Consider the following 25,052-nt stretch of genomic DNA (forward strand, 5'->3'; position numbering starts at 1 on the left):
TGTATACAATTTCGAATGTAGCCGAGAGATCGGTGTTGTCAACTCCGGCGAGGACGATCAATTCGACGCGATGGGACGGTGCCGCAGGGCGTGGCAAATTGCGCCGACTGCGACTACAAACGAGGCAATGTTCGGCTAAAGCAGCCGGAGAACTGGGAACGGAACTTGGCCAAGGAAACAAAAAATACGCTGCGCGACTCGGTCTATTCCGCGCTCAAGGCGATGATCGTGACCGGCCAGATTCCGCCGGGCTCGCGCGTCACCGAGAGCGATATCGCGGCCAAACTCAATGTCAGCCGCACGCCGGTGCGCGAGGCCTTCAACCGGCTGGAGCGCGACGGACTGGTCACCGGCCGGCCGCGCCAGGGCTATGCCGTCACCGAGTTCGACATCAACATGTTCCGCGAGGCCTTCGACATCCGCGAACTGCTCGACGGCCATGCGACGGAATTGGCGGCGGCCGCCGCGACCGAGAAGGACAAGGCGCGGCTGCGCGCCATGCTGGCCGAGTGCGAACGGCTGGCCGCCATTCCCGACCGCACGACGCGGGAGAAATTCCAGGAACTGGAGGTGGGCATCGATCTGCACCGCGTCATTGCCGAAATCAGCGGCAATGCGATGCTGCACGGCATGCTGTGTGGCATCCTCGACAAGTGCCAGCACTATGTCTGGACCGAACTCCTGTGGCTCGACGAATGGAAGATCGCCCGCGACGAGCATGCCGAGATCGTCGAGGCGATCTGCGCAAACGATATCAGCCGCGCCGGAACGCTGGCGCGCGCCCATGTGCGCGGTTCGCGCGAGAACGTGTTGCGCCTGCTGCAGGCGAAATCGGACTATCAGAGTTTTCTGGCCAAGGCCTCCTGAACGAGACAGCCCATTGGCGCCTACCAGGTCCAGCCGCCCTTTCCGAGCGTCGCCACCGCGTCGACGATGCGGGTGAAGCTCGCGCGGGCGCGGGCGACGCTGTGCCGGGCCCTGAGATAGCCGTGCACCAGGCCGGGTTCCTCGAACCAGGTGGCGCGCCCGCCTGCCGCGACGATGCGGTCGCGATAAGCCTCGCCATCGGATGACAGCGGGTCGCACTCGGCGGTCACCAGCACGGTCGGCGGCAGGTTGGCGAAATCGGCATCGGCCAGCGGCGACAGCGTGATGTCACCGGTCTGGTCCACGCCCCCGGTGCGGATGTGCTTGTAGAACTCGAGATCGCGCACCGTCAGCATCGGCGCTTGGGCGTGTGTCACATAGGATCCACGCGAGCGATCGCCGCCGAGGCCGGGATAGATCAGCATCTGGCCGACCGGCTTTTTCGCATGGCCACGCGTCGCGTGCGCAACGGCGGCGCAAAGGTTGCCGCCGGCGCTGTCGCCGCACAGCACCACCGGGCGGTCGGAGCCCCCCGCGGCCCATTCGAAGGCGGTCATCGCATCGTCGAAAGCGGCTGGGTGTAGATGCTCCGGCGCCAGCCGGTAATCGACCGAGACCACCTCATAACCGGTGCGGCCGCAAAGCTCGGCGCAGACATCGTCGTGGCTGTCCAGCCCGCCGAGGATGAAGCCTCCGCCATGGATGTAGAGCACCATGGCGGCACGGTCCGGCGTCGCGTTGCGATAGATGCGGATCGGGATGTTGCTGGCAGGTGTGGCGATGGCGGTCGTCTCGGCCGTCACGCCTTGCGGATAGCCGGCAAAGAACTCGCGGCACATGCGGTCATAGATCTCGCGCTGCCGCGCGATCGTGTAGTCGATCGTATCGGGCGGATAATAGGAATTGGTCCGCTCGATGAAGGCCCAGGTCTCGGTGTCTATGAGTTTTGCGTAGTCGGTCATGAACGGAGACCGGACAGCAATGAACGCGCCCAGGCACCCCCCTCTGGCCTGCCGGCCATCTCCCCCTCAAGGGGGCAGATCGGATCTCGTCTCGGCTTTCGCCAACCGCCAACGTTTCCGGAAGAGCGCTGTTGGCAAGACCGCCGATCTCCCCCCTTGAGGGGGAGATGCCCGGCAGGGCAGAGGGGGGTGCCTGGCGCCATCATCTCCGAGTTATTTCCCCTTCCACACAGGCTCGCGCTTCTCCGCGAAAGCGCGAAAACCTTCCATACCGTCCTCCGACCCATAGAGCGCGTCGACGGTCGGCAACTGCCGGCGCGTCACCTTGTTCATCGCATCCTGGAAGGTCAACGATTCCGCCACCCGCGCCGTCTCCTTGATCGCTGCGAAGACCAGCGGTGGGCCGCTGGCGAGCAGGCGGGCGACCTCCCAGACGCGGTCCTCGAGCTTTTCCTTGGGCAGCACCTCGTTGACCAGGCCCCAGCGATGCGCCTCGGCGACATCCATCCAGCGGCCGGTGAGCAGCAGGTCCATGGCGACATGGTAGGGGATGCGCTTCGGCAGCTTGATCGTCGCCGCGTCGGCTAGCGTGCCGGCGCGGATTTCGGGCAGCGCGAAGGAGGAATGGTCGGAGGCGTAGATGAGGTCGCAGGACAGCGCCAGCTCGAAGCCGCCGCCCACCGCCATGCCGTTGACGCAAGCGAGGACCGGCTTGTTCAGATCGCGCAATTCCTGCAGGCCGGCAAAGCCGCCGACGCCATAGTCGCCATCGACCGCGTCGCCGCCGGCGGCGGCCTTCAAGTCCCAGCCGGCACAGAAGAACTTGTCGCCCGCGGTCTTGACGATGGCGACGCGCAGTTCCGGATCGTCGCGGAACGCCTTGAACGTTTCGCCCATCAGCCGCGAGGTCTTCAGGTCGATCGCATTGGCCTTGGGGCGGTCGAGCGTGACCTCGAGGATAGTGCCTTCGCGGCGGGTCGAAATGACGTCAGACATTCTTGTTTTCTCCCAGCACCAGCAGCGCGTCGGCGATCCAGGCGCCCTTGCCTTGCGTGCAGACGATCAGCGGATTGATATCGAGTTCCTCGATCTCGCCGGCATTCTCCTGCACGAAGCCGGCAATACCCGCGATGGCGTCGATAGCGGCCTGGACATCGGCCTTCGGCCGGCCGCGATAGCCTTCGAGCAGCGGGAACAGTTTCAGACCGCGCAGCGCGGCCTCGATGTCGTCGCGGGTCGCCGGCAGCATCAGCGTGACGCTGTCGCGCAGCAATTCGACCAGCACGCCGCCGGTGCCCAGCGTCATCACGGCGCCGAACATCGGGTCGCGTGTGAAGCCGACGAGCAGTTCGGCGACGCCGTCGCGCACCATGCGTTCGACATAGAGCCCGGTGCCGAGCGGCAGCAAGTCATGCGCTGCCGTGCTGACCGATTCGGCGTCCTTGAGGTTTAGCCTGACGGCGCCGACCTCGGACTTGTGGGTGACGCCAAGAGCCTTCAGGGCAACCGGAAAGCCGAGCGCCATGGACGAGATCACGGCCTCGACCGCATTGCCGGCCCGCTCGCCCTTGGGCACGGAAAGGCCGGCCTTGATCAGCCGCGCCTTGGCTTCAGCCTCGTCAGGTGTGACGCGCGGCACGTCGGATGCGCCGGCAGCCCTCGTGTCGACCGGCTGTGCCTGCGGCTCGCGCCAGGCCCAACCGATAAAGGCCGCCGCCTGCGCGGCGTCCATTGCCTCGGAAATGCCGAACAGCGGCACCATGCCACGCGCCATCAGCTCGGCCGTGTATTCCTCAGGCAGGTTCTCCGGCAGCGAGGAGACGATGGCACCATGCGCCTTGTTGGTCTTCAGCGCCGATTCGAAGGCGCGCAGCGTCGCCCACCAGTCGGTCACCGAGCAGCGGTCGGGGCGCGGAAAGTCGAGCACCAGCATGTTGAGGTCGAAGCCGCCCGACACCATGGCGGTGAAGGTGGCGGTCATTGCTGGCTCGTTGTTCCAGATGAAGGTGTGGTAGTCCAACGGATTGGCCACCGCGACCAGCGGCCCGAGCGTCGATTTGACATGGGCGCGATGGCTGTCGGTCAGCACCGGGAAGTTGACCCAGCGCCCTTCGGCGCTGTCGGCCATGACCGACGCCTCGCCGCCCGAACAGCTCATCGATGAGAGCCTGTACCCAGGCAGCGGGCCGGTGATGTGCAGCAGCTTCAGTGCCTCGATGAAGGCGGGGATGGAATCGACACGCGCGATGCCAAGCCGCTTCAGGAAGGCGCCTGAAGCAGCGTCCGACCCGGCAAGCGAGGCGGTGTGCGAGACGGTTGCTTGCCGCGCCTGTTCGGAGCGGCCGACCTTCATGGCGATGATCGGTTTTTTGAGCTCTCTCGCCCTGGCCGCCAGCCGCTCGAAGCCGGCTACCGAATCAAAAGCCTCGATGTGCAGGCCGAGCGAAGTCACCCGCTCGTCCTCGATCAGGCCAAGCGCCATTTCCGACAGGCCGGTCTGCGCCTGGTTGCCGGCGGTCATCAGGAAGGCGATCGGCAGGCCACGCTTCTGCATCGTCATGTTGATGGCGATGTTGGAGGACTGGGTGATGATGGCGACACCCTTGCCGCCCTCGTCCAGCCTGATGCCACCATGCTGGTCGGGCCACAAAAGCGCACCATCGGCATAGTTGATCAGGCCATAGCAATTCGGCCCGATGATCGGCATCTGACCGGCGGCGGCAACCAGTTCGGCCTGCAGCCGTTCGCCATCCTCGTCATAGGCCTCGGTTTCGAGGAAACCGGCGGCAAAGCAGACGGCGCCGCCGGCGCCGCGCTCGGCCAGTGCCTTGATCACCTCGATGGTCAGGTGCCGATTGACGCCGACAAAGGCCGCGTCCGGCGCGCCGGGCAGATCCGCGACTGACCGGTAGGCCTTGCGCCCGGCAACCTCGTCCTTGGTCGGATGCACCGGCCAGATCTCACCGGCAAACCCCATCTTGATCGATTGCGCCACGACGGCGGCGGCCTGCACGCCGCCGAACACGGCGATCGATTTCGGGCGCAGAAGGCGTTCGAGTTTATGCATGGTCATCTTTTCGTTTTGAGCGCGATCTCAGGACAAACGATCCCGTTTGCCCGACAGAGCCGGATGCCGGTTTTGGCTATCATGCTCTAAGCACCGAACGGGCGCAGCAGCGCCCGCGAAATAATATGTCGCTGAATCTCCGACGTGCCTTCCCAGATGCGTTCGACGCGGGCGTCACGCCAGATGCGTTCCAGCGGCAGGTCATCCATCAGCCCCATGCCGCCATGGATCTGGATCGCCTCGTCGGCGACAAAGGCAAGCATTTCGGTGGCCTTCAGCTTGGCCATGGCCATGTCCTGGTCGGTGACGGTGCCCTGATCGTACTTCCAGCCGGCTTCGAACACCATCAGGTCGGCGGCCTTCAGTTCCGTCGCCATGTCGGCAAGCTTGAACGACACGCCCTGGAACTTGCCGATCTGCTGGCCGAACTGCTGGCGCTGCGCGGCATATTCGACCGCATGGCCAAGCGCCCGCTCGGCGCGGCCTAGGCAGGTGGCGCCGACCTGCAGGCGCGTCGCGCCGAGCCAGGAATTGGCGACATCGAAGCCCTTGTGCACCTCGCCCAGAACCTGGGATGCCGGCAGGCGGCAGTCGTCGAATTCGAGGATGGCGTTGGTATAGCCACGATGCGAGACGTTGCGATAACCGTCGCGCACCGTAAATCCCTTGGTGCCCTTGTCGACGAAGAAGGCGGTGATCTTCTTTCGTTTTCCACGCGGTGAATCCTCCTCGCCCGAGGCCATGAAGACGATGGCGAAATCGGCAAGATCGGCGTGCGAGATAAAATGCTTGGTGCCGTTCAGCACCCAGTCGTCGCCATCCTGCACGGCGGTCGCCTTCATGCCGCGCAGGTCGGAGCCGGCGCCGGGCTCCGTCATCGCCAGGCAATCCCATTTCTCGCCGCGGATGCAGGGGAAAAGGTACTTTTCACGCTGCTCCGGCGTGCCGGCGAGCAGGATGTTGGAGGGGCGCGCAACGCAGGTCCAGTGCAGCGCGTAATTGGCTCGGCCAAGCTCCTTCTCATAGAGCAGCCAGGTCACCGTATCGAGCCCCGCGCCGCCGACATCGGCCGGCATGTTGGCGGCATAGAGCCCGGCCTCGATCGCCTTGGCCTTGATCTCTTCGATCAGCTCGCGGCGCAGCACGCCGGTGCGCTCGACCTCGCGTTCATGCGGATAAAGCTCGTTCTCGACGAAGGCGCGCGTCGTCTCGACAATGAGTTTCTGCTCTTCCGAAAGACCGAAATCCATGGTCTCAGCCCTTCTTCTTTTTCTTCGGCTTTTCGGCCCGCTTCACCGGCTTGGCGGCCTTGGCCCTTTCGGCCGCCTTGGAAGCCACGGGCTTCTTCGCCGCCAGCTTGGCGAGTTGCTTGGTATAGTCCTTGTGCAGCGCGCCGGCGCCCCAGCCCTTGCCCTTGTTCTGCTTCGACAGCGCGTCCATGATCGCGACCAGATTGTCGTCACGGATCTTTTCCAGCTCGCGGATCGACAGGCCGTGCGCCTGGTCGTCCGACTGGGTGGCGATCAGGTCGACCAGCTCGTCGTTGAATTCCGGCACGTCCATCAGCTTGGTCCACGGCCATTTCAGGCACGGTCCGAACTGCGCCATGAAGTGGCGCATGCCGGCTTCGCCGCCGGCGACGCGATAGACCTGGAACATGCCCATCTGCGCCCAGCGCAGGCCGAAGCCGTAGCGCATGATGTCGTCGAGTTCCTCGACCGTGCAGATGCCGTCCTTAATCAGCCACAGCGCCTCGCGCCAGGCGGCTTCGAGCAGGCGGTCGCCGACGAAGGCCTCGATCTCCTTGCGGATGACGACCGGCTTCATGCCGATCGAGGCGTAGATTTCCTTGGCGACCTCGATCGCTTCGGGGAAGGTCTGGTCGCCGCCGACGATCTCGACCAGCGGCAGCAGATAGACCGGGTTGAACGGATGGCCGACGACCAGCCGCTCCGGATGCTTCTTCATCGCCACCTGCATATCGGTCGGCTTGATGCCGGAGGTCGACGAGCCGACAATGGCGTTGGCGGGCGCATGGGTGTCGATCTCGGCCAGCACGCGATGCTTGAGGTCGAGCTGTTCCGGAACGCTCTCCTGGATGAAATCGGCATCGGCCACCGCTTCGGCGATGGTCTTGGCGAAGGTCAGCTTGCCTTCCTTGGGCAGGCCACCGGGAACCATCTGCTTGTAGGCGCGACGCGCGCCCTTCATCACTTCCGAGACCTTGCGCGAGGCCTCCGGATCAGGATCGAAGATCGAGACGTCGATGCCGTTCAAGAGCAGGCGCGCCACCCAGCCGGCGCCGATGACGCCGCCGCCAATGGCGGCCGCCTTGTTGATGATGCTCATTGAGAGGCTCCGGTTCTTGTCCTGGCGGTTTCGGGATCGGTCAGAGACACGCGCTTGCCGGCGCGAATGACCGACGGGTCATAGGCCTTGCGGGCGAAAACTTCGAGGACGAAGGGCCGGAAGAATTCGATCGGCAGCGTCTCATAGTCGGGGTCGAAGCTCGACTGGTCCCAGCGCTCGCAGAACTGGTCGCAATCGTCGAAATAGGCATGGCCGGCGAAGCGGTCGCGCGCATGGCGATTGCCGCCGAGATGGTGGGCGTAGTAGAGGCGCTGGAAATCGCCGTGCTTCTCGACCACCCAGGTGCATTGCTCGCGCACGAAGGGTTTCAGGATCGAAGCGGCGTATTCGTCGTGATTGTAGGGCGCGTAGATGTCGCCGATGTCGTGCAGCAGCGTGCAGGCGATCCAGTCGGTGTCGGCGCCGTCGCGCCAGGCGCGTGTCGCCGCCTGCAGCGAATGGCCGAGCCGGGTGATCTTGTAGCCGGAAAGGCCCTCGTCGAGCTGCACCAGCGCGTCGAGCAGCCGCTCGCCGGTCTTGGCCGCATAGTCTATTTCGTGGGCGGTCAGGAACTCGTAGTCTTGCCTGTCGCCATCCTTCATCGCGGTGAATTTTACGGTAGCCATATCGACCCTCCCTGCGAATAATTTATGCCGCTATCGGCGCTCGCTTGGTCAGGTTGAGCTTTTTGCGAACTTCCTCCGGTCCCAGGATCCTGGCGCCGAGATTGGTGACGATCGAGGCGGCGCGCTCGACCAACTGCGCATTGGTCGCCAGAACGCCCTTGTCGAGCCACAGATTGTCCTCTAGCCCGACGCGGACATTGCCGCCGGCGAGCACCGCCGCCGCTGCATAGGCCATCTGGTTGCGGCCGATGGCGAAGGCCGACCAGTTCCATGTCGACGGCACGTTGTTGACCATCGCCATGAAGGTGTTGAGGTCGTCGGGCGCACCCCACGGCACACCCATGCAAAGCTGCACCAGCGCGTCGGGGTTGAGCACCTTTTCCTCGACCAGCTGCTTGGCGAACCAGAGATGCCCGGTGTCGAAGGCCTCGATCTCGGGCTTGACGCCGAGCGCCGTCATCATGCCGCCCATGGCGCGCAGCATGCCGGGCGTGTTGGTCATGACATAATCGGCTTCGGCGAAATTCATGGTGCCGCAGTCCAGCGTGCAGATTTCCGGCAGGCATTGGCGCACATGTTCCATGCGGTTGGTGGCGCCGCCCATGTCGGTGCCCTTTTCGTTGAGCGGCAGCGGCGCTTCCGGCGAGCCGAACACCATGTCTCCGCCCATGCCGGCGGTCAGGTTCAGGATGACGTCGACGTCCGCCGCGCGGATGCGCTCTGTCACTTCGCGGTAGAGATGCACGTCGCGCCTGGGCTTGCCGGTTTCGGGGTCGCGCACATGGCAGTGGACGATGGCAGCGCCTGCCTTGGCCGCATCGATCGCCGAATCGGCGATCTGCTTGGGCGAGCGCGGCACATGCGGCGAGCGGTCCTGCGAACCGCCGGAACCCGTCACGGCGCAGGTAATGAAGACCTCACGGTTCATCGCGAGCGGCATCGAAACTCTCCTCCCATTCGAAACAGCCGCTAGCATCGCTCGACTTGATCAAAGCTGCTTTGCGTTTTACGAAGGCGATATGATCAAAAGCGAAAAACCGGATATCTTTCGCGCCGAGCGCACGCCGCTCAAGGTGACGTTGCTGGTGTTTTCCGGCTCGTCGATCATGTGCGTGGCCTCCGCCGTCGACCCGCTGCGCGCCGCCAATCGCATTTCCGGCGAGACCCTGTTCGATTTCAAGCTGGTCTCGGTGACAGGCGAGGCGCCGGTCACCACATGCGGCCTGCCGGTGGCGGTCAGCGGCCGTTTCGACGCCAATGAGGCAACCGATGTGCTTGTCGTCGTCGCCGGCTTCGGCACCCAAAACTATGCGACGTCGGCTCTCCTCTCAGCTTTGCGGCGGGCGGCGCGAGCGGCCCGTGCGTGCGGCGGCGTCGAGGCCGGCACCTGGCTGGTGGCGCGCGCCGGCCTGCTGGAAGGCCGCAGCGCCACCACCCACTGGGAGGACATGGAGGACTTTTCCTCGGCATTCCCCGGCGTCGATGTCCGGCCGGACCGCTACGTCATCGACGGGCCGGTGTTCACGTCGGGCGGAGCTTCGCCGACCTTCGACCTGATGCTGCATCTCATTCGCACGCGCCTCGGCATGGCGGTGGCGCTCGATGTCGCCAGCGTCTTCATCTACGACCAGGCGCGGGCCGCGACCGATGCCCAGCCGCTGGTCTCGCTCGGCCGGCTCGACGGCTATGATCCGCGGCTGGCGCAGGCGATCCGGCTGATGGAATCGCATGTCGATCAGCCGCTGACCGTAGAGGCGGTTGCCAGGCGCGCCGGGGTGACAGCACGGACGCTGGAAAGCATCTTTCGCAAGTCGATCGGCGAGACACCGGGCGCCTATTATCTCAGGCTGCGCCTGGGTGCCGCGCGCCGGCTTGTGGTCGACACGCGGATCGCCATGGCGGATATCGCCGGGCGGACGGGGTTCTCGTCTGCCGCGGCCTTTTCCAGAGCCTTTTCAAGAGCTTTTGGCGAAGCCCCTGTGAGGCTTCGCCGGGGGTAGTGCAGGTCGCCCAAAACTGTGTAGCGGTTTTGGGGCAACGACATGCACAGATAAAGAGAGCTTATGCCGCATTCTGGCGGTCGCTGCCGCCATCGATCTGCGAGCGCATCTGCCGCGCGAGATGGGTCTCGAAGCGGCTGGCAACGGCGCGGTCCCATTCATTGGTGCTGCGTGCGCCCTGCTTTGGATGCGGCATTGCCATCAGCCGGTCGATGATCGATCCGGCCTCGCCAGGTGAGAGCAGGGCGTCGATTTCACGTTCATTCTGCATATCGGTTCGCCTCCTTCTTCCTCTCCCGCCACGAGCAATATCTATACGAGATTCGTGACGGCAGTTTGAAGGCAAGAGCTGGGCGATTGAGGGGCGCTTAGGGGCAAAACCTTGTCGTCGGTTTCAGCATGGCGCGCAAAAGGTTTCCGCGCGCCAAGCTCTCGAATCGCATAGTGCGCCGGCTTGGATTGCCGGCGGTCAGGCAGCGTCAGACGTAGCGGTTGACGATGTTTTCGAGCAGTTCCTGGCGGCCGGAGCGCGGCTGCGGTTCGATCTTCTTCTTCACCACGCGCTCGGCGATCTCTTCCAGCGTGCGCTTGCCCGACAGCATTGCCTTGGCCTCGGCGCCGTTCCAGCCGGCGTAGCGTTCGGCGAGCGGAGCCGACAGCGCCTTGTCCTCGACCATGCGGGCCGCCGCCTTCAGGCCGCGCGCACAAGAATCCATGCCGCCGATATGACCGATCAGCAGATCCTGCGGGTCGAGCGACTGGCGGCGCAGCTTGGCATCGAAATTGGTGCCGCCGGTCTTGAAGCCGCCGGCCTGGAGGACTTGGTAATAGGCCAGCGCCATCTCCGGCACATTGTTGGGGAACTGGTCAGTGTCCCAGCCCGACTGGTAATCGTTGCGGTTCATGTCGATCGACCCGAAGACGCCGAGCGCATTGGCCAGCGCCAGCTCATGCTCGAAGGAATGGCCGGCCAGGATAGCGTGGCCCTGCTCGATGTTGAGCTTGACCTCCTTCTCCAGGCCGAAGCGCTTGAGGAAGCCGTAGACGGTCGCGACGTCGTAGTCATACTGGTGTTTTGTCGGCTCCTGCGGCTTCGGCTCGATCAGGATGGTGCCCTTGAAGCCGATCTTGTGCTTGTAGTCGACGACGAGGTTCAGGAAACGGCCGGCCTGTTCCTGCTCGCGGGCAAGGTCGGTATTGAGGAGCGTCTCATAGCCCTCGCGCCCGCCCCACAGCACGTAATTCTCGCCCTTCAGCCGCTTGGTGACGTCGATGCAGCTCTTCACCGTCGCGGCGGCGTAGGCGAATACATCCGGATCGGGATTGGTCGCTGCACCCGACATGAAACGGCGATTGGAAAACAGGTTCGCCGTGCCCCAGAGAAGCTTGACGCCGGTCTGCTTCATCTTGGTGGCGAAATAATCCGCGATTTCATCGAGGCGGGCCGCACTTTCGGAGAAATCCTTGCCCTCGGGCCGCACATCGGCGTCGTGGAAACAGAAATAAGGCGCGCCGAGCAGCGAGAACATCTCGAAGGCGACATCCGCCTTCAGTTTCGCCAGTTCCATCGTGTCGACGCCGCCGGCCTTGGGGAACCAGGGACGGTCGAAGGTCTGGCCACCGAACGGGTCGCCGCCCGGCCAGGCGAAGGAATGCCAGTAGGCGACGGCAAAGCGCAGATGGTCTTCCATCCGCTTGCCGGCCACCACTTCGTCGGGATTGTAGAAGCGATAGGCCAGCGGATTGGTCGAATCCGGGCCCTCATATTTGATTTTCTGGATGTCGCCGAAAAAGCCGCTGCTCATGTTCTCTTCCTCTCCAAGATAGTTTTGCCTGATTACCTCAGGCGTAATTGGTTTCACGCCGGCGCTGGTCGAAAACGGTCATGTCAAAACCGTCAAACGAAAGAGACAGACCATGACCGACCTCAACACGATCGCCCAAAATTACATCACCGCCTGGAACGAAGCCGATGCCGACCGCCGGGCGGCCTTGCTCAGGGCTGTTTTCACCGAGGACGTCAGCTATCGCGATCCGCTCATGCAGGGCGACGGCCATGAAGGCGTCGCGGCGCTGATCGACGGTGTGCAGCAACGCTTTGCCGGCTTCCGCTTCTCGCTGAAGGGCACGCCGGACGGCTTTGCCGACAAAATCCGCTTCTCCTGGAACCTCGGGCCCGAGGGCACCCCTTCCGTCATCGAAGGCACCGATATCGGAATCATCGAGAACGGCCGCCTGAAGAGCGTCACCGGTTTCCTGGACAAGGTGCCGGCTCAGTGAGGGCAACTTGGAAAGGGGGATGCGAGGCGCCCCCCTCTGGCCTGCCGGCCATCTCCCCCTCAAGGGGGGAGATTGTCTGTTTTGGCTGTTTTCGCCAATAACCAACGTTGCAGAATTGTCGCCTACGGTGAAACTGCCGATCTCCCCCCTTGAGGGGGAGATGCCCGGCAGGGCAGAGGGGGGTGCCTGGCGCCAACTCACGCGGTTACTGCTTTGATCGCCGGATACAGTGCCCGGTAACGCTGGTAAGCATCCGCGTAGGCACCGGCCAGACCGGAATCTGGTTCGATCGTGGCGTCGGTCTTCGGCGCGGAGCACACAGCCAGCGGATCGGCGCCGGTCGCGGCTATCAGGCCGAGCCGGGCGGCACCAAAGGCGGCGCCGAAATCGCCGTCGGCGGGGATGTCGACCGGCAGTTGCAGCGCGGTGGCGATCGCCTTCAGCCAGTAGCGCGAGCGCGAGCCGCCGCCGATCGCGGTCACGCGCGTCAAGGTCGTGCCGGCCGTCTTCAACGCTTCGAGGCTGTCGCGGAAGGCAAACGCGACGCCTTCGAGCACGGCCTGGGTTAGCACGGCGCGGCTCGATTCATGCGCCAAGCCAGTGAAGGAACCGCGAACGGCCGAATCATTGTGTGGCGTACGCTCGCCTGAGAGATAGGGCAGGAAGGACACGCCGGTCGGCGCCTTCAGCGCCTCGCCGAGTTCCGATGTCAGCTCGCCGGCGCCCTTGCCCGTGATCTCGCACAGCCAGTTGAGTGAATCGGTTGCCGACAGGATGACGCCCATCTGGTGCCAGGTGTCGGGCAGCGCATGGCAGAAGGTGTGCACCGCGCTTGCCGGGTTCGGCAGGTAGGACGCGTTTGCGGCAAACAGCACGCCCGACGTGCCGAGCGAGACAAAAGCCTGGCCGGCGCCGACCGTGCCCATGCCGCAGGCGGAAGCCGCATTGTCGCCGGCGCCGCCGGCGATCGGGATGCCAGCCTGGATACCCCATTGCGATGCGAGTTCGGCGCGCAGACCGCCAGCTTTCGCGGTGCCCTCGACCAGCGCTGGCATACGGCTCTCGTCAAGCGATGTCGCGGCGAGCAGGTCCGCGGACCAGCGGCGCTTCCCGACGTCGAGCCAGGACGTGCCGGCCGAGTCGGACATTTCGGAAATATGTTCGCCGGTCAGCCAAAGCCGCAGGAAATCCTTCGGCAAAAGCACCTTTGCCACCTTGGCGAAGACAGCGGGCTCGTTGTTCTTCACCCAGGCGAGTTTCGGCGCGGTGAAACCGGGAAATACAATGTTGCCGGTGAGCGCGCGGAAGCGTGGATCGGCATCGAGGGCCGCTGCCTCGAGATGGCTACGCGTATCGTTCCACAGGATGCACGGGCGCAGCACATGATCGGCCGCATCGAGCAAGGTCGCGCCATGCATCTGGCCGGACAGGCCGATGCCCTTCACCGCGGCGAACTGCTTGGGATAGGACGCCTTCAATTCGGCGATCGCGTCCTCGCAGGCGCGTATCCAATGCAGCGGATCCTGTTCGGACCAGCCAGGATGTGGCCGAGAGACATCAAGCGTGCCATGGCCGGAGCCGATGACGCCCTGTCCGGCATCGATCAGCAGCGCCTTGACGCCCGATGTGCCCAGGTCGAGGCCGAGATACATGGTGTCCTCCCACGTCGTTATTTTTTTCGGAGTCCGAAAAAATATACTTGAGCAGTTTTTAAGGCAAGATCCGCTCCGGGTCAATTCTCTGACAAATCGGCGGCGCGTCGCGAAAACAGCGCCGCCAGCGGACTGTCCGGGCGCGCCGTCGAGCGCTCCGTCGTCAGTGCCTGGGCGAGCGCGCCGTCGCCGGCGCGCAGGGCGGCCTCGATCAGCGTGAGATCGATGACGTCGCGCTGCGCGTGGCTGCCGCCAAAGCGATGGGCGATGGCCCGGATCGGACCGATCAGCCGGATGGTTTCGGCGTAGTTGCCCTCTCCGAACGCCTTGATCGCAAGCGTCAGGGGATGTCCGACATCCCGCGTGAAAACCGCGTTGTCGTCATTGCCCCGCATCGCCTCGCGCTGTGCCTCGAGCAAGATCCGGGCCGGAGCGTCGAGCCCAGCGCCGACAAAGGCCATCATCGCGTGGGCGTCGTTGAAGGCATAGTTGCCGGCGCCGGCCTTGGGCACCCAATTGGCGGCCAGTGTTGCCCAGCGGTCGCCGACATCGACGCCACCGAGATGGAGCCGCCACAGGATCGCCGATGCATCGACCATGTTGAGCGCCAGCGTCGATCTGGTGCCGTAGATCGGCCCGTCATAGAGCGCCAGCACCTCGCAGGTTTCGCCGAGATCGTAGTGGAACAATGCAAGGTGCCACCAATTGTGGACCTGGAGGAAGCTCTCCTTCGTCCAGGCTTCGGGATCGGCACGCATCCAGGCAATGCCGTCCCTTTGCCGGCTTTGCATTTCCATCACATGCGCCACCGCATGTTGCGCCCAGCCGTCGCGCGGTTCGATCTCGACCGCTATACGACCCAGTCTTTCGGCCTGCGTATACTCGCCCATCTCTTCGAGCCCAAAAGCCTGCATGCCGAGGATGGCGTGGTAACCCGGCATGTCGGTCTGCCATGACGACAGGGCACGTGCGATTCGGTCGCGCAGCATGCGGGCGTTGCCGGTGAAGAAATCGACCTGATGTCCGACCTGGAGCGCCACGGCGTCCAGCGGGAAATCGATCGCTATGTCCTGCAGGATGCCGGAGGCCTGATGCCAGCGCCCGTTGGCAAGGTGGCCGAGGGCCGAGACATGCGCACGCTCGCGCGTTGTCGCGGCAAGCGGCAGCGCCGCCTTGTGGCAGGTCCTGGCCATGGCCGTCGCCTCCGGTTCGGTGGCAAGGCCGAAAAGGTAGCCCTTGAAGACATGCGCCATGACGAAACCGGGGTCCTGCGCGATGGCGCGGTCGACGGAGTTCACCGGATCGCCAACGAAACACTGCAATTCGCGCACGGCCTGGCCGTAGGGTGCGAATCCCGCGTCCGTCGCGCCCGAAAATGCCAAGCCGGATGCGTCCCGGATAGTCATGCGAGAGTCCTTGGTCGGCGCCCCATGGGCATGATGCCCCTCGGTCCAACATGATCTTAAAGCATGGGCCACGGCAACGCCAATCACGGGCACATCTGCACCATGTCAGCTATTTTTGCAGTTCATCAACCATGAGAGGCAGATTAGGCTTTGTAAAAGCGAACGAATTGTGGCTTCATTGCGGCGCGGGCAAGGGGCTTGAAATCGCGATCTGAGAGGGGACGCGATGCGGAACTTTGAAATACAGCTTCCGAACAGCGGCTCGGAGCACATCGGCAAGGCTATTTCTTTGGCGCGGCGAAGGCCAAGGCGAATCAACTCTGGGTTTATTAGCTTACTTGCAATTACATCGCTGATGTTGCTGCCTGGCTCCGCGGCCTTCGCGGCATGCGTGCTGGTTCCGTCTCCGGGCAATGACACCTTCACTTGCGATAGTGGCGATTCGGGCGGCAGCCTCAACGACATCAACGGCAACAACACGCTGACCTTTCCCGCCGGCGGTACCGGCCAGGTGAGCGGCAACGTCACTTTCGGCGCCGGCACGGACCGCATCGACATGCAGTCCGGCACCATCACCGGCACGGTCGATCAGGGTGATGGCACGGATTTCTTCACCATCGGCAGCGGCATCGTCTCCGGCAATGTCCAGCAGGGCGCCGGCATTGACGATTTCAACATGAGCGGCGGCCTAGTCGGTTCGCTGAACCAGGGCGACGGGCTGGACACCTTCACCATGACCGGCGGGCGCATCATCGATTTCTTCGACGACGGCGACCGTGCCGTGATGACCGGGGGCCGCATCGGCCGTGTCAACATGAAGCTCGACAAGAACTATTTCAACATGTCGGGCGGCATCATCGACCGCAACCTCGTCACCGGCTTCGATCAGGACACCATCATTCTCTCCGGGGGCACGATCGGCGGCAACATCAGCGTCAGCGGCGGCAACGACAGCGTGACGATAACAGGCGGCACGGTAGGCGGCGATGTGCTGATGAGCTTCGGCGCCGACAATTTCGTCTGGAACGGCGGCGGCATCATCTATGGCTCGGTCGACCTCGGCGCCGACAACGATACCGCCAAGCTCAGCAATCTCACCAAGGCCAATCTTGGCGGAGCCGATGCGCTGAATGGCGGCCTGGGCACCGATGCGCTCACCTTCGACAACGTCAAGCTGGACGGCATCGCCAGAGTTCAGAACTGGGAAACCATCGACGCCACCAACGACACCCAACTGATCCTGGACGGCAATCTCGTGCTGGGCGACAGCGGCACGGGCACCGGAAAGCTCAGCGTCGACCAGGCAAGCACCCTCTATGGCGGCGGCTTCAACAGCTCCATCCAGGCCTTTACCGCGGGACAGTTGGCCGAAGTGGTCAATGCCGGCCGCATCGACCTGACCAACGGCAGCACCGGCGCCACCGATCGCCTGACCATATCGGGCAACTATGTCGGGATGGGCGGATTGCTCCTCCTCCAGACCGAGCTTGGCGACGACCGCTCCGCTTCCGACCGGCTGGTGCTGTCCGGCGGCACGGCCTCGGGCTCGACCGGCATTGCCGTGGTCAATGTCGGCGGCGCCGGGGCGCAGACCACCGCCGACGGCATCATGCTCGTCCAGGCGGTCAACAGCGCCACGTCGAGCGCCGGCGCCTTTGCCCTTGATGCGCCGGTCGCTGCCGGCGCCTTCGAATATTATCTCTTCAAGGGCGGCGTCAGCGCCGGCAGCGAGCAGAACTGGTATCTGCGATCGACCCTGAACACACCGGCAACACCGGCCGCTGGGCCGTCGGCGCTTGAACCGCCGCCGCAGCCAGAGCCGGAGGCGCCGCGGACCGAGCCGCCGCCACCACCGTCCGAGCTGCCGCCGGTGCCGCTGCCGACCGATGGCGACATCAACAACCCGCCGGTCGATTCGACACCACCGGTGCAGGCGAGCGACCCCGAGCCCGAGGCGCCACCGGCACCACCGCCAGCGCCGCCAGCGGATCCGCCACCGCCACCGCCGGTGGTGCCGACCGCCGTGCCGGACCTGCCGACGCCGGCAGCCGGCGAGACGATCCTGCTCTACCGCGTCGAGGTGCCCACCTACTCGGCCTTGCCGCCGGTGGCCGAGCATCTGGCGATGACGACACTCGGCACCTTCCACGAGCGGCGCGGCGAACAGAGCCTGTTGTCGAACGCGGAGCTGTCGCCGGTCTGGGGCCGCATCTACGGCCAGGACGCCAAGATGGGCTGGTCGGGAACGGTGTCGCCGTCCTTCGACGGCACCTTGTTCGGCCTGCAGGCGGGCTTCGACGTTTTCGGACGCGAAACCGCGTCGGGGGCGATCGATCGCGCCGGCCTGTTCGTCGCCTATGCCAGCATGAAGGGCGATGTGCGCGGCCAGGCACTGGGGCAGAATGATCTGTCCGTCGGCAAGCTCGACGCCAACGGCACCAGTGTCGGCGGCTACCGCATCGGCCAGGGCGGCTGGTACCTCGACGGCGTCCTCATGGCCACCTTCTTCGGCGGCGACGCCACGTCGTCGCGCGACGTCGGTATCGATATTGGCGGAACAGGTGTCACCGCCTCACTGGAGGGCGGCTATCCCATAGCGCTGGCGCAGGGCTGGACGCTCGAACCGCAGGCGCAACTGATCTGGCAGCATCTGTCGCTCGACGATACCAAGGATCGTTTCTCGTCGGTTTCCTTCGACAGCGACGGCAGCATCACCGGCCGGCTGGGCGCTCGCCTGCAAGGCGAGACCACTGTCAACGGCATAGCGCTGCAGCCTTACCTCAAGGCCAATATCTGGCATGATTTCGGCGGCACCGACCGTGTCAGCTTCGGCACCACCGACATCTCGACCGAGGGCAGGTCGACCTCGTTCGAGTTCGACGGCGGTATCGTCGCCAAAGTGACGGACAAGGTCAGCATCTTCGCCACCGGCGACTACACCACCAACCTCGGCGGCGACAAACGCCACATCCTCGAGGGCAATCTGGGCTTCAGCGTCAAATGGTGAAGCAAGCAGCTGTGACGAGGTTCAGCCTGCCTGCAAATGGTCCGACCTGAATCTCAACACACCTTGGATGCGTTTCTCAATTGCTGGACCGCATCGCCACCGTGGCGATGCCGGCGCCGACCAGCAGCGTGCCGCCGGTGCGGTTGAAGATGCGGATCGCCTTGGGATTGCGCACCACGTTGCGGGCGCGTGCCGCGATCAGAGCGTAACCGAAGGCGTTGGCGAAGGCGAGCGCCAGGAACGTCGTCTCGAAAATCAGCATCTGCGTCCAGAAATTGGCATGCCGGTCGAGAAACTGCGGCAGGAAGGCGACGAAGAAGGTGATGCTCTTCGGGTTGAGCGCGGTGACCAGCCAGGCATGCGCCATCATCTTGGCCGACGACACCGTGTCGGTGCGCGGTTCGGCCCTCAGCGTACCGCCGGCGCGGAACAGTTTCACGCCGAGATAGATCAGATAGCCGGCGCCGATCAGCTTCAGGATGGTGAAGACAGTGGCGGAAGCCGCAAGCAGCGCGCCGATGCCCAGCATCGACAGGGTCATGGCGGTGAAGTCGCCGAGCGCCACGCCGACGGCCATCGGCAAGGCCGTGCGCCAGCCCTGGCCCAGCGCATAGGACACGACCAGAAGGATGGTCGGGCCCGGGATGATGAGAAGGATGCTCGACGCGGCAGCGAAGGCGGCCCAGGTTTCGAAGGACATGCTCGTCTCCCTTGAGCTTAAAGAAGAGGATAAATCCTTGGGTCCCGAAGAATGTAAAGGGCCGAATCTTTGTTTTCGCGCATTCCGGCCCGGCAACCGGCACAATTGCGCCAGCGGCAACTCGGTGTCAGTTCGCGCCGCTCAGCAAACGCAAGCAGCACAAGGCATTCACGCTTTGTCAACCATGAATGATGAAAATGCCCGCTATCCGGCCGGACCGTGCTTCCCGCCGAAAGCGTAGGGTTTGGGTATATGCGTGAGTTGCCGCAAGGTCCGACGCCGCCACGAAACGGCGACGCAATCGAAACCGATTTTCTTCTCTCCCGCCGCGCCGTCCTTTCCGGGGCCGGCGCTTTGGCGCTGCTCGGCGTCGCCGGCTGTTCGACTTCGGGTGGCGGCGACCTGCCGGCGCTCCAGCTCGACGATACGGTCACGGGTTCGGTGCCGATCCGGCCCTCGATCAGCGTCGACAAGAACATCACCAGTCCCGACGTCATGTACGCCTCCTTGACTGACAACGGCTTCAACGTGCCCGAGGTGCCCTATCTCAAGGTCAAGCCGGAATTCCGCCGCCAGATCGTCGTCGACACCACTGGCGAGGCGCCCGGCACCATCGTCGTGCATCTCAAGGAACGCATGCTCTATCTCGTCCAGCCGGGCGGCGACGCCATCCGCTACGGCGTCGGCATCGGCAAGGATGGCTTTCGCTGGTCTGGCCGCGCCAACATCCAGTACGGCCGGGAATGGCCGACCTGGACGCCGCCGCCCGAAATGATCCAGCGCAAGCCCGAACTGGTGAAGTGGCAGGGCGGCCAGCCCGGCGGCCTCACCAATCCGCTCGGCGCCCGCGCGCTCTACATCTACCAGGACGGCAAGGACACCGGCTACCGCATCCATGGCTCGCCCGAATGGTGGAGCATCGGCCAGGCGATGTCGTCGGGCTGCGTGCGCCTGATCAACCAGGACATCATCGACCTCTACAGCCGGGTATCGAAGAAAAACCCGGTCGTCGTCATGTGATCGTGGCCGCGGTTTGCGGCCGCCAGACTCTTCCGTTGCGCGAGGCGACAAGACAGGCCAAGGTGCCTTGAAAACCATCGCCTCGGGAGACGTCAGGAATGGCTGGAACTTTTGTCATCGCGCAGGGCGGCGGCCCGACCGCCGTCATTAACCAGACCGTTGTGGGCGCCACGCTGGAGATCCGCAAGCGTTATCCCGGCGCCAAGGTGCTGGGCTCCATCCACGGCGTGCGCGGCATCCGTGACGGCAACTATGTCGACCTTTCCGCCATCCCGGAGGACCGGCTGCGGCTGATCGCCGGAACGCCGAGCGCCGCCCTCGGCTCGACGCGCGACAAGCCGGATGCCGCCTATTGCGAGGTCATCCTGAAGGGCCTGCAGAAGGCTGGCGCCGACGCCTTCATCTATATCGGCGGCAACGACACTTCGGGCACGCAGCAAATCCTGACCGATGCCGCCGGCGGCAAGATCGCCTTCGTCCATGCGCCGAAGACGATCGACAACGATCTCGAGGAAAACGACCATACGCCGGGCTTCATTTCGGCGGCCGAATTCGTCGCCGGCGCCTTCCTGTCCGTCGATCTCGATTTCCGCGCGCTGCCCGGCATCTATATCGGCATCGTCATGGGCCGGCATGCCGGTTTCCTGACCGCGGCGGCGGCTGCCTGGCAACTCGATCCCGACAGCGGCCCGCATCTCGTCTACGTGCCGGAGCGGCCGTTCTCCGCCGCCGGTTTCATCGACGACGTGCGCGCCACGCTCGACCGCCACAAGCGCTGCATCGTCGCCGTGTCGGAAGGCGTCAGCACCGCCGACGGCAAGGCGCTGGTCGAAAGCCTGGTGCCGGCGGATAAGCTCGAGCGCGATCAGCACGGCAACGTCAAACTGTCGGGCAGCGACCTGCCGGCGGCGCTCGAACGGGCATTGGCCGAGGGGCTGCCGGGCAAGCGGGCACGCGTCGATGCGCTCGGCTACATGCCACGCGGCTATGTCGGCGCCATCAACCCGGTCGATGCCCGGGAGGCGTTCGATGCCGGCGCCTTCGCCGTCGGCGTCGCCGAACAGGGCGGCGGCTCGGTGGCGTTGCAATATGATGGCAGCAAGATAGTGCTGAAGAAGGTGCCGCTGAAAAACGTCGCAGGCAAGACCCGCCACATGCCCGACGATTTCATGAAGCCCGAGGCCAACCAGCTTTCCGAGACCGGCATGGCCTATCTCAAGCGGCTGGTGCCGGAAAAATACAAGGTCGGAAAGCCGTTCGTCTGATGCCCGGCCTGCACATTATCCGGATTCTCACGTGAACTCAGGCTGGTTCTCCAGGCGCATCGTCGACGACAGGACGACGATGCTGACCGAGCCGTTCGTGCACGACTATGTGCGCGCCAACATCTGGCATCTGACCGGCCGCGATGCCGACCTTCTGGTCGATACCGGCATGGGCATCTGCCCGCTGGCGCCGCAGATAAGGACGCCCGAAGGCAAGCCGCTTCTGGTCGTCGCCACCCATATCCACCTCGACCATGTCGGCTCGCTGCACGAATTCCCGCTGCGGGCCGGGCCAAGGATGAGCGCGGCGCAATTCGAGAGCATGGATGAGGCTGCGACCTACGCCTACATGTTCCGTGATATCGAGGGCGCGGTCTCGAAACTGCCGGCGCCAGGCTGGAAATCGGCCGACTATGTGATAGCGCCGGCGCCGTTGACGCGCACACTCGACGAAGGCGACGTGGTCGATCTCGGCGATCGCCGGTTTCGGGTGCTGCATCTGCCCGGGCACTCGCCGGATTCGATCGCGCTGTTCGACGAGGCCGATGGCCTGTTCTTCAGCGGCGACGCCATCTATGACGACACGCTGATCGACGATTTGCCGGATTCCGACCGGGAAGCCTATCGCGACACGATGCGCCGGCTGCTCGACCTGCCGGTCCGCGTCGGCCATGGCGGCCACGGCCCGAGCTTCGACGGCAGGCGCATGCGCGAAATCGCATCGGCCTATCTGCGGTCCGTAAGCGTGCTCTGAATTAAATCTTCGTAAGGTCGGGCCAAACCCCTAAATCGCGCGGATCGGCGCCCTAGATAGTTGTTGTCGATCCGGCCGGCCGCCATGCGTGGCGAGGCAGGCAAGCCCGGCCGCCGACACGCCGACGGGCACTCTCCCAGGAAGACCCGCGGCGCGGATCAACCCCTCGCCCGGACAGAACGACCATGTCAAACCTGAGCATTCTTCGTAGGCATCGCGTCGCCGCCCTGCTGGGCGCCGCGCTGCTGGCATCTCCCTTTGTCGTCTCGTTCGCCGACGGCGCGAACGGCGTCGGCACGGGCAACACGGTTGCAACGACGCAGACCCCCGTTGCCGGGACCATGGCCCCGAGGGGGTCGTTGGCGCCGATCGTGGCCACGACCAAGCCGGCCGTCGTGACCATCACCACGCTCATGAAAGCACAGCCTGAAGCAATGAACGGGGCGTCGCCCTTCGACGGCAATTCGCCCTTCGACGATTATTTCCGACAGTTCTTCGGCGATCAGGGCATGCCTGGTCCCAAGACGCCTCCGCAACAGCAGCTGCCGCGCGCCGAGGCGCTCGGTTCGGGCTTCATCGTCGGTGCCGACGGCACCATCGTCACCAACAACCACGTCGTCGACGGCGCCTCCTCGATCAAGGTCACGCTCGACGACGGCACGGAGCTTCCGGCCAAGCTGGTCGGTCACGATACCAAGAACGACCTCGCCGTACTGAAGATCAAAGCGGGCAAGTCGTTGCCAACCGTGAAATGGGGTGACTCCGACAAGCTCATGACGGGTGATCAGGTGCTAGCGATCGGCAATCCGTTCGGCATCGGCACCACGGTCACGGCCGGCATCGTCTCGGCGCGTGGCCGCGATTTGCATAGCGGGCCCTTCGACGATTTCATTCAGATCGACGCGCCGATCAATCGCGGCAATTCCGGCGGCCCGCTGGTGGACGTCAATGGGAATGTCGTCGGCATCAACACGGCGATCTTTTCGCCCAATGGCGGCAGCGTCGGTGTGGGCTTCGCCATTCCGTCGGACCAGGCTGAGAAAGTGGTCGCCAAGCTGATGAAGGGCGGCAACATCGAATACGGCTATCTCGGCGTCGAGATCCAGCCCGTCACCCCGGATGTGGCAAGCGCCATCGGGCTGGACCATCCCAGCGGTGCCTTGGTCTCGCAGGTCAATGACGGGTCGCCCGCGGCCAAGGCCGGCGTCGAGACCGGCGACGTCATCACCGGCTTCGCCGGGCAGGACGTCAAGGATCCCAAGGATCTTTCGCGGGCTGTCGCCGACGTCGCGCCGGGTGCCAGGGAGACACTGGATGTCTGGCGCAAGGGCAAGGCCGTACAGATTTCCGTCGATGTCGGACGCAACAGCGACGATGTGAAGACGGCCTCGACTGGCAACTCCAGCGCGCCGGGCACCGAGCAGGGGTCCCGCGCGCCGGCCATCGGCCTCGGCTTGATGGATATCACGCCGGACATTCGCCAGCAGATGAACCTCCCCGAGAACGAGCACGGCGCGGTGGTTGCGAGCGTCAATCCCGACAAGCCGGCAGCGGCTGCCGGCATCCAGCCGGGCGATGTCATCGTCGCCGTCAACCAGGCTCCGGTGAAGAACGCCAGGCAGGTGACCCAAGCGATCTCCCAAGCCGGCAAGTCCGGACGCAAATCGGTGCTGCTTCTGGTGGAGCGTGGCGACACGCAGATCTATGTCGCCGTGCCGTTCGCCAATGGCTGACACCTGACACCGGCGTGGCGGGCTTGTGGACAACCCGCCACGCCGGATTCTACCGGCTATAATTTGCGCAGCGCCACTTCCTGGACCAGGTGGTCGGCGCCCTTGCGCAGGATCAAGTCGGCGCGGGCGCGCGTCGGCAGGATGTTTTCGCGCAGGTTTTTCAGGTTGATGTTGGTCCACAGGCCTTCGGCGATCGCCTTGGCCGCATCCTCCGACAGCTGCGAATAGCGGTGGAAGAAGGAGTCCGGATTGCGGAAGGCGGTCTCGCGCAGCCGCATGAAGCGCGAAATATACCAATTATGGATCAGCTTCTCGTCGGCATCGATATAGATGGCGAAGTCGAAGAAGTCCGACAGGAAAGGCACGATCTTGCCGTCCTGCGGCAGCTTGCCCGGCTGCAGCACGTTGATGCCTTCGAAGATCAGGATGTCGGGCCGGTCGATGGTGACGAACTCGCCGGGGATGACGTCATAGGTCAGGTGCGAATAGACCGGCGCGCGGACATCGGGCAACGCCGACTTGATGCCTGACAGGAAACGCAGCAGCGCGCCGACATCGTAGCTGTCGGGGAAACCCTTGCGCTCCATCAGGTTTTCGCGGCGCAGCACCTCGTTGGGCAGCAGGAAGCCATCCGTGGTGATGAGATCGACCTTGGGGCTCGACGGCCAGCGCGCCAGAAGTTCCTTGAGCACGCGCGCCGTGGTCGATTTACCGACCGCGACAGAACCGGCGATGCCGATGATGAACGGCGTCTTGGCCACGTCGACCGCGTTGAAGAAGGCCTGGCGCTGCCTGAACAGAAGCTGGCTCGCCTCGACATGCGCCGACAAAAGCCGCGACAGCGACAGATAGATGCGCTTGACCTCTTCGAGGTCGACCGGGTCGTTGAGCGAACGCAGGCGGCGGAACTCGTCCTCGCTCAGCGTCAGCGGCGTATCGGCCCGGAACCGCGACCATTGCTCGGCCGAGAAGAAGCGAAACGGGGAATATTTCTCGGTTGGCGCGAGCTGATCCATCGAGATACCTGCCCTCCCTCCCGATCAGCCCTTGGGCCGTGACGCCTTCTCGGCGATGCCCGAACGCCCGGTGCGGCCTTCGAGCTCCTTGAGCACGTCATCCAGCGGAACGCCCGCTATGCTGAGGACGACGAGCCAATGATATATAAGATCGGCGCTTTCCGAAACGAGGCCCTGTTTGTCGCCCTTGACGGCGGCGATGACCGTCTCGACCGCCTCTTCGCCGAGCTTCTGCGCCGCCTTGTCGATGCCGCGCGCGAACAGTTTGGCCGTCCACGAGTCCGGATCGCCGGAATGGGCGCGGTCGCTGACGATTTTTTCCAGGTCGGAGAGCGAAAACTCGGCCAT

General features: G+C 64.4%; 23 protein-coding genes. 9 read left to right on the forward strand and 14 right to left on the reverse strand.

Features of this window, described 5'->3' with window-relative positions; translation table 11 throughout:
- Window positions 1-165 precede the first annotated feature (165 nt).
- Window positions 166-867, forward strand: a complete 702-nt coding sequence (locus FJ492_RS26835; protein ID WP_181166767.1) for a GntR family transcriptional regulator — start codon at window positions 166-168, stop codon at window positions 865-867.
- Window positions 868-887: 20 nt separating this feature from the next.
- On the opposite strand, the gene FJ492_RS26840 is transcribed toward FJ492_RS26835, so the two are convergent.
- From FJ492_RS26840 to FJ492_RS26875, 7 genes are all read right to left on the reverse strand, one after another.
- Complete coding sequence (locus FJ492_RS26840; RefSeq protein WP_140773261.1) at window positions 888-1,829, reverse strand: alpha/beta hydrolase; 942 nt, start codon at window positions 1,827-1,829, stop codon at window positions 888-890.
- Between the two features lie 213 nt (window positions 1,830-2,042).
- Entirely contained in the window at window positions 2,043-2,825 is a 783-nt protein-coding gene (locus FJ492_RS26850) for a carnitinyl-CoA dehydratase (protein ID WP_140773263.1), read from the reverse strand.
- Window positions 2,818-4,896 carry an acetate--CoA ligase family protein gene (locus FJ492_RS26855; protein WP_140509659.1) on the reverse strand — a complete coding sequence of 693 codons (2,079 nt, stop codon included), beginning with the start codon at window positions 4,894-4,896 and terminating at the stop codon, window positions 2,818-2,820. Before FJ492_RS26855 ends, FJ492_RS26850 begins: the two co-directional genes overlap by 8 nt.
- An 86-nt stretch (window positions 4,897-4,982) precedes the next feature.
- A complete protein-coding gene (locus FJ492_RS26860; protein WP_023772121.1) occupies window positions 4,983-6,146 on the reverse strand; it encodes an acyl-CoA dehydrogenase in 1,164 nt (387 codons plus the stop codon).
- Window positions 6,147-6,150: 4 nt separating this feature from the next.
- Window positions 6,151-7,245, reverse strand: a complete 1,095-nt coding sequence (locus FJ492_RS26865; protein ID WP_140773267.1) for a 3-hydroxyacyl-CoA dehydrogenase NAD-binding domain-containing protein — start codon at window positions 7,243-7,245, stop codon at window positions 6,151-6,153.
- The gene (locus FJ492_RS26870; protein WP_140773269.1) at window positions 7,242-7,871 is read right to left on the reverse strand and encodes an HD domain-containing protein; all 630 of its coding nucleotides are present in this window, start codon (window positions 7,869-7,871) and stop codon (window positions 7,242-7,244) included. Before FJ492_RS26870 ends, FJ492_RS26865 begins: the two co-directional genes overlap by 4 nt.
- A gap of 22 nt (window positions 7,872-7,893) precedes the next feature.
- The gene (locus FJ492_RS26875) at window positions 7,894-8,811 is read right to left on the reverse strand and encodes a 3-keto-5-aminohexanoate cleavage protein (protein ID WP_091586279.1); all 918 of its coding nucleotides are present in this window, start codon (window positions 8,809-8,811) and stop codon (window positions 7,894-7,896) included.
- A 79-nt stretch (window positions 8,812-8,890) separates the two neighbouring features.
- Here FJ492_RS26875 and FJ492_RS26880 point away from each other — a divergent pair, with 79 nt between their 5' ends.
- On the forward strand, window positions 8,891-9,871 hold the full coding sequence (locus FJ492_RS26880; protein ID WP_140773272.1) for a GlxA family transcriptional regulator: 981 nt from the start codon (window positions 8,891-8,893) through the stop codon (window positions 9,869-9,871).
- Between the two features lie 61 nt (window positions 9,872-9,932).
- Here FJ492_RS26880 and FJ492_RS26885 read toward each other — a convergent pair whose 3' ends face one another.
- Window positions 9,933-10,142 (reverse strand): hypothetical protein, encoded by a 210-nt coding sequence (locus FJ492_RS26885; protein WP_027142450.1) that lies wholly within the window; start codon window positions 10,140-10,142, stop codon window positions 9,933-9,935.
- 208 nt (window positions 10,143-10,350) lie between these two features.
- Window positions 10,351-11,676, reverse strand: a complete 1,326-nt coding sequence (gene xylA, locus FJ492_RS26890; protein WP_140509649.1) for a xylose isomerase — start codon at window positions 11,674-11,676, stop codon at window positions 10,351-10,353.
- A 112-nt stretch (window positions 11,677-11,788) separates the two neighbouring features.
- Here xylA and FJ492_RS26895 point away from each other — a divergent pair, with 112 nt between their 5' ends.
- Window positions 11,789-12,151 carry a nuclear transport factor 2 family protein gene (locus tag FJ492_RS26895; RefSeq protein WP_140509647.1) on the forward strand — a complete coding sequence of 121 codons (363 nt, stop codon included), beginning with the start codon at window positions 11,789-11,791 and terminating at the stop codon, window positions 12,149-12,151.
- A gap of 197 nt (window positions 12,152-12,348) precedes the next feature.
- Here FJ492_RS26895 and xylB read toward each other — a convergent pair whose 3' ends face one another.
- Window positions 12,349-13,803 (reverse strand): xylulokinase, encoded by a 1,455-nt coding sequence (xylB, locus tag FJ492_RS26905; protein WP_140773274.1) that lies wholly within the window; start codon window positions 13,801-13,803, stop codon window positions 12,349-12,351.
- A gap of 80 nt (window positions 13,804-13,883) precedes the next feature.
- Window positions 13,884-15,209, reverse strand: coding sequence for a tetratricopeptide repeat protein (locus FJ492_RS26910; RefSeq protein WP_140715266.1), 1,326 nt, complete (start codon window positions 15,207-15,209; stop codon window positions 13,884-13,886).
- 226 nt (window positions 15,210-15,435) lie between these two features.
- Here FJ492_RS26910 and FJ492_RS26915 point away from each other — a divergent pair, with 226 nt between their 5' ends.
- On the forward strand, window positions 15,436-18,216 hold the full coding sequence (locus tag FJ492_RS26915; protein ID WP_140773276.1) for an autotransporter outer membrane beta-barrel domain-containing protein: 2,781 nt from the start codon (window positions 15,436-15,438) through the stop codon (window positions 18,214-18,216).
- 76 nt (window positions 18,217-18,292) lie between these two features.
- Here the strand turns inward: FJ492_RS26915 and FJ492_RS26920 are convergent, their stop codons facing one another.
- Entirely contained in the window at window positions 18,293-18,916 is a 624-nt protein-coding gene (locus tag FJ492_RS26920; RefSeq protein ID WP_140773278.1) for a LysE family translocator, read from the reverse strand.
- Between FJ492_RS26920 and FJ492_RS26925 the strand changes: the two genes are divergently transcribed.
- The 5 genes from FJ492_RS26925 to FJ492_RS26945 all read left to right on the forward strand — a co-directional run bounded on the left by FJ492_RS26925 (window position 18,915) and on the right by FJ492_RS26945 (window position 23,688).
- On the forward strand, window positions 18,915-19,157 hold the full coding sequence (locus FJ492_RS26925; protein WP_140773280.1) for a hypothetical protein: 243 nt from the start codon (window positions 18,915-18,917) through the stop codon (window positions 19,155-19,157). The two genes, FJ492_RS26920 and FJ492_RS26925, sit on opposite strands and share 2 nt — an antisense overlap.
- An 11-nt stretch (window positions 19,158-19,168) precedes the next feature.
- Window positions 19,169-19,936, forward strand: coding sequence for a L,D-transpeptidase (locus FJ492_RS26930; RefSeq protein WP_140715272.1), 768 nt, complete (start codon window positions 19,169-19,171; stop codon window positions 19,934-19,936).
- A 98-nt stretch (window positions 19,937-20,034) separates the two neighbouring features.
- The gene (locus tag FJ492_RS26935) at window positions 20,035-21,201 is read left to right on the forward strand and encodes a diphosphate--fructose-6-phosphate 1-phosphotransferase (protein ID WP_140773282.1); all 1,167 of its coding nucleotides are present in this window, start codon (window positions 20,035-20,037) and stop codon (window positions 21,199-21,201) included.
- Between the two features lie 79 nt (window positions 21,202-21,280).
- Window positions 21,281-21,955 carry an MBL fold metallo-hydrolase gene (locus tag FJ492_RS26940; RefSeq protein ID WP_140773316.1) on the forward strand — a complete coding sequence of 225 codons (675 nt, stop codon included), beginning with the start codon at window positions 21,281-21,283 and terminating at the stop codon, window positions 21,953-21,955.
- 185 nt (window positions 21,956-22,140) lie between these two features.
- On the forward strand, window positions 22,141-23,688 hold the full coding sequence (locus FJ492_RS26945) for a DegQ family serine endoprotease (RefSeq protein WP_140773285.1): 1,548 nt from the start codon (window positions 22,141-22,143) through the stop codon (window positions 23,686-23,688).
- A gap of 56 nt (window positions 23,689-23,744) precedes the next feature.
- Here the strand turns inward: FJ492_RS26945 and coaA are convergent, their stop codons facing one another.
- Complete coding sequence (gene coaA / locus FJ492_RS26950) at window positions 23,745-24,704, reverse strand: type I pantothenate kinase (protein WP_027142439.1); 960 nt, start codon at window positions 24,702-24,704, stop codon at window positions 23,745-23,747.
- A 24-nt stretch (window positions 24,705-24,728) separates the two neighbouring features.
- Complete coding sequence (locus FJ492_RS26955) at window positions 24,729-25,052, reverse strand: phosphoribosyl-ATP diphosphatase (RefSeq protein ID WP_140773287.1); 324 nt, start codon at window positions 25,050-25,052, stop codon at window positions 24,729-24,731.

The sequence above is a fragment of the Mesorhizobium sp. B2-5-4 genome, from assembly GCF_006441095.1.
Lineage (GTDB): Bacteria > Pseudomonadota > Alphaproteobacteria > Rhizobiales > Rhizobiaceae > Mesorhizobium > Mesorhizobium salmacidum.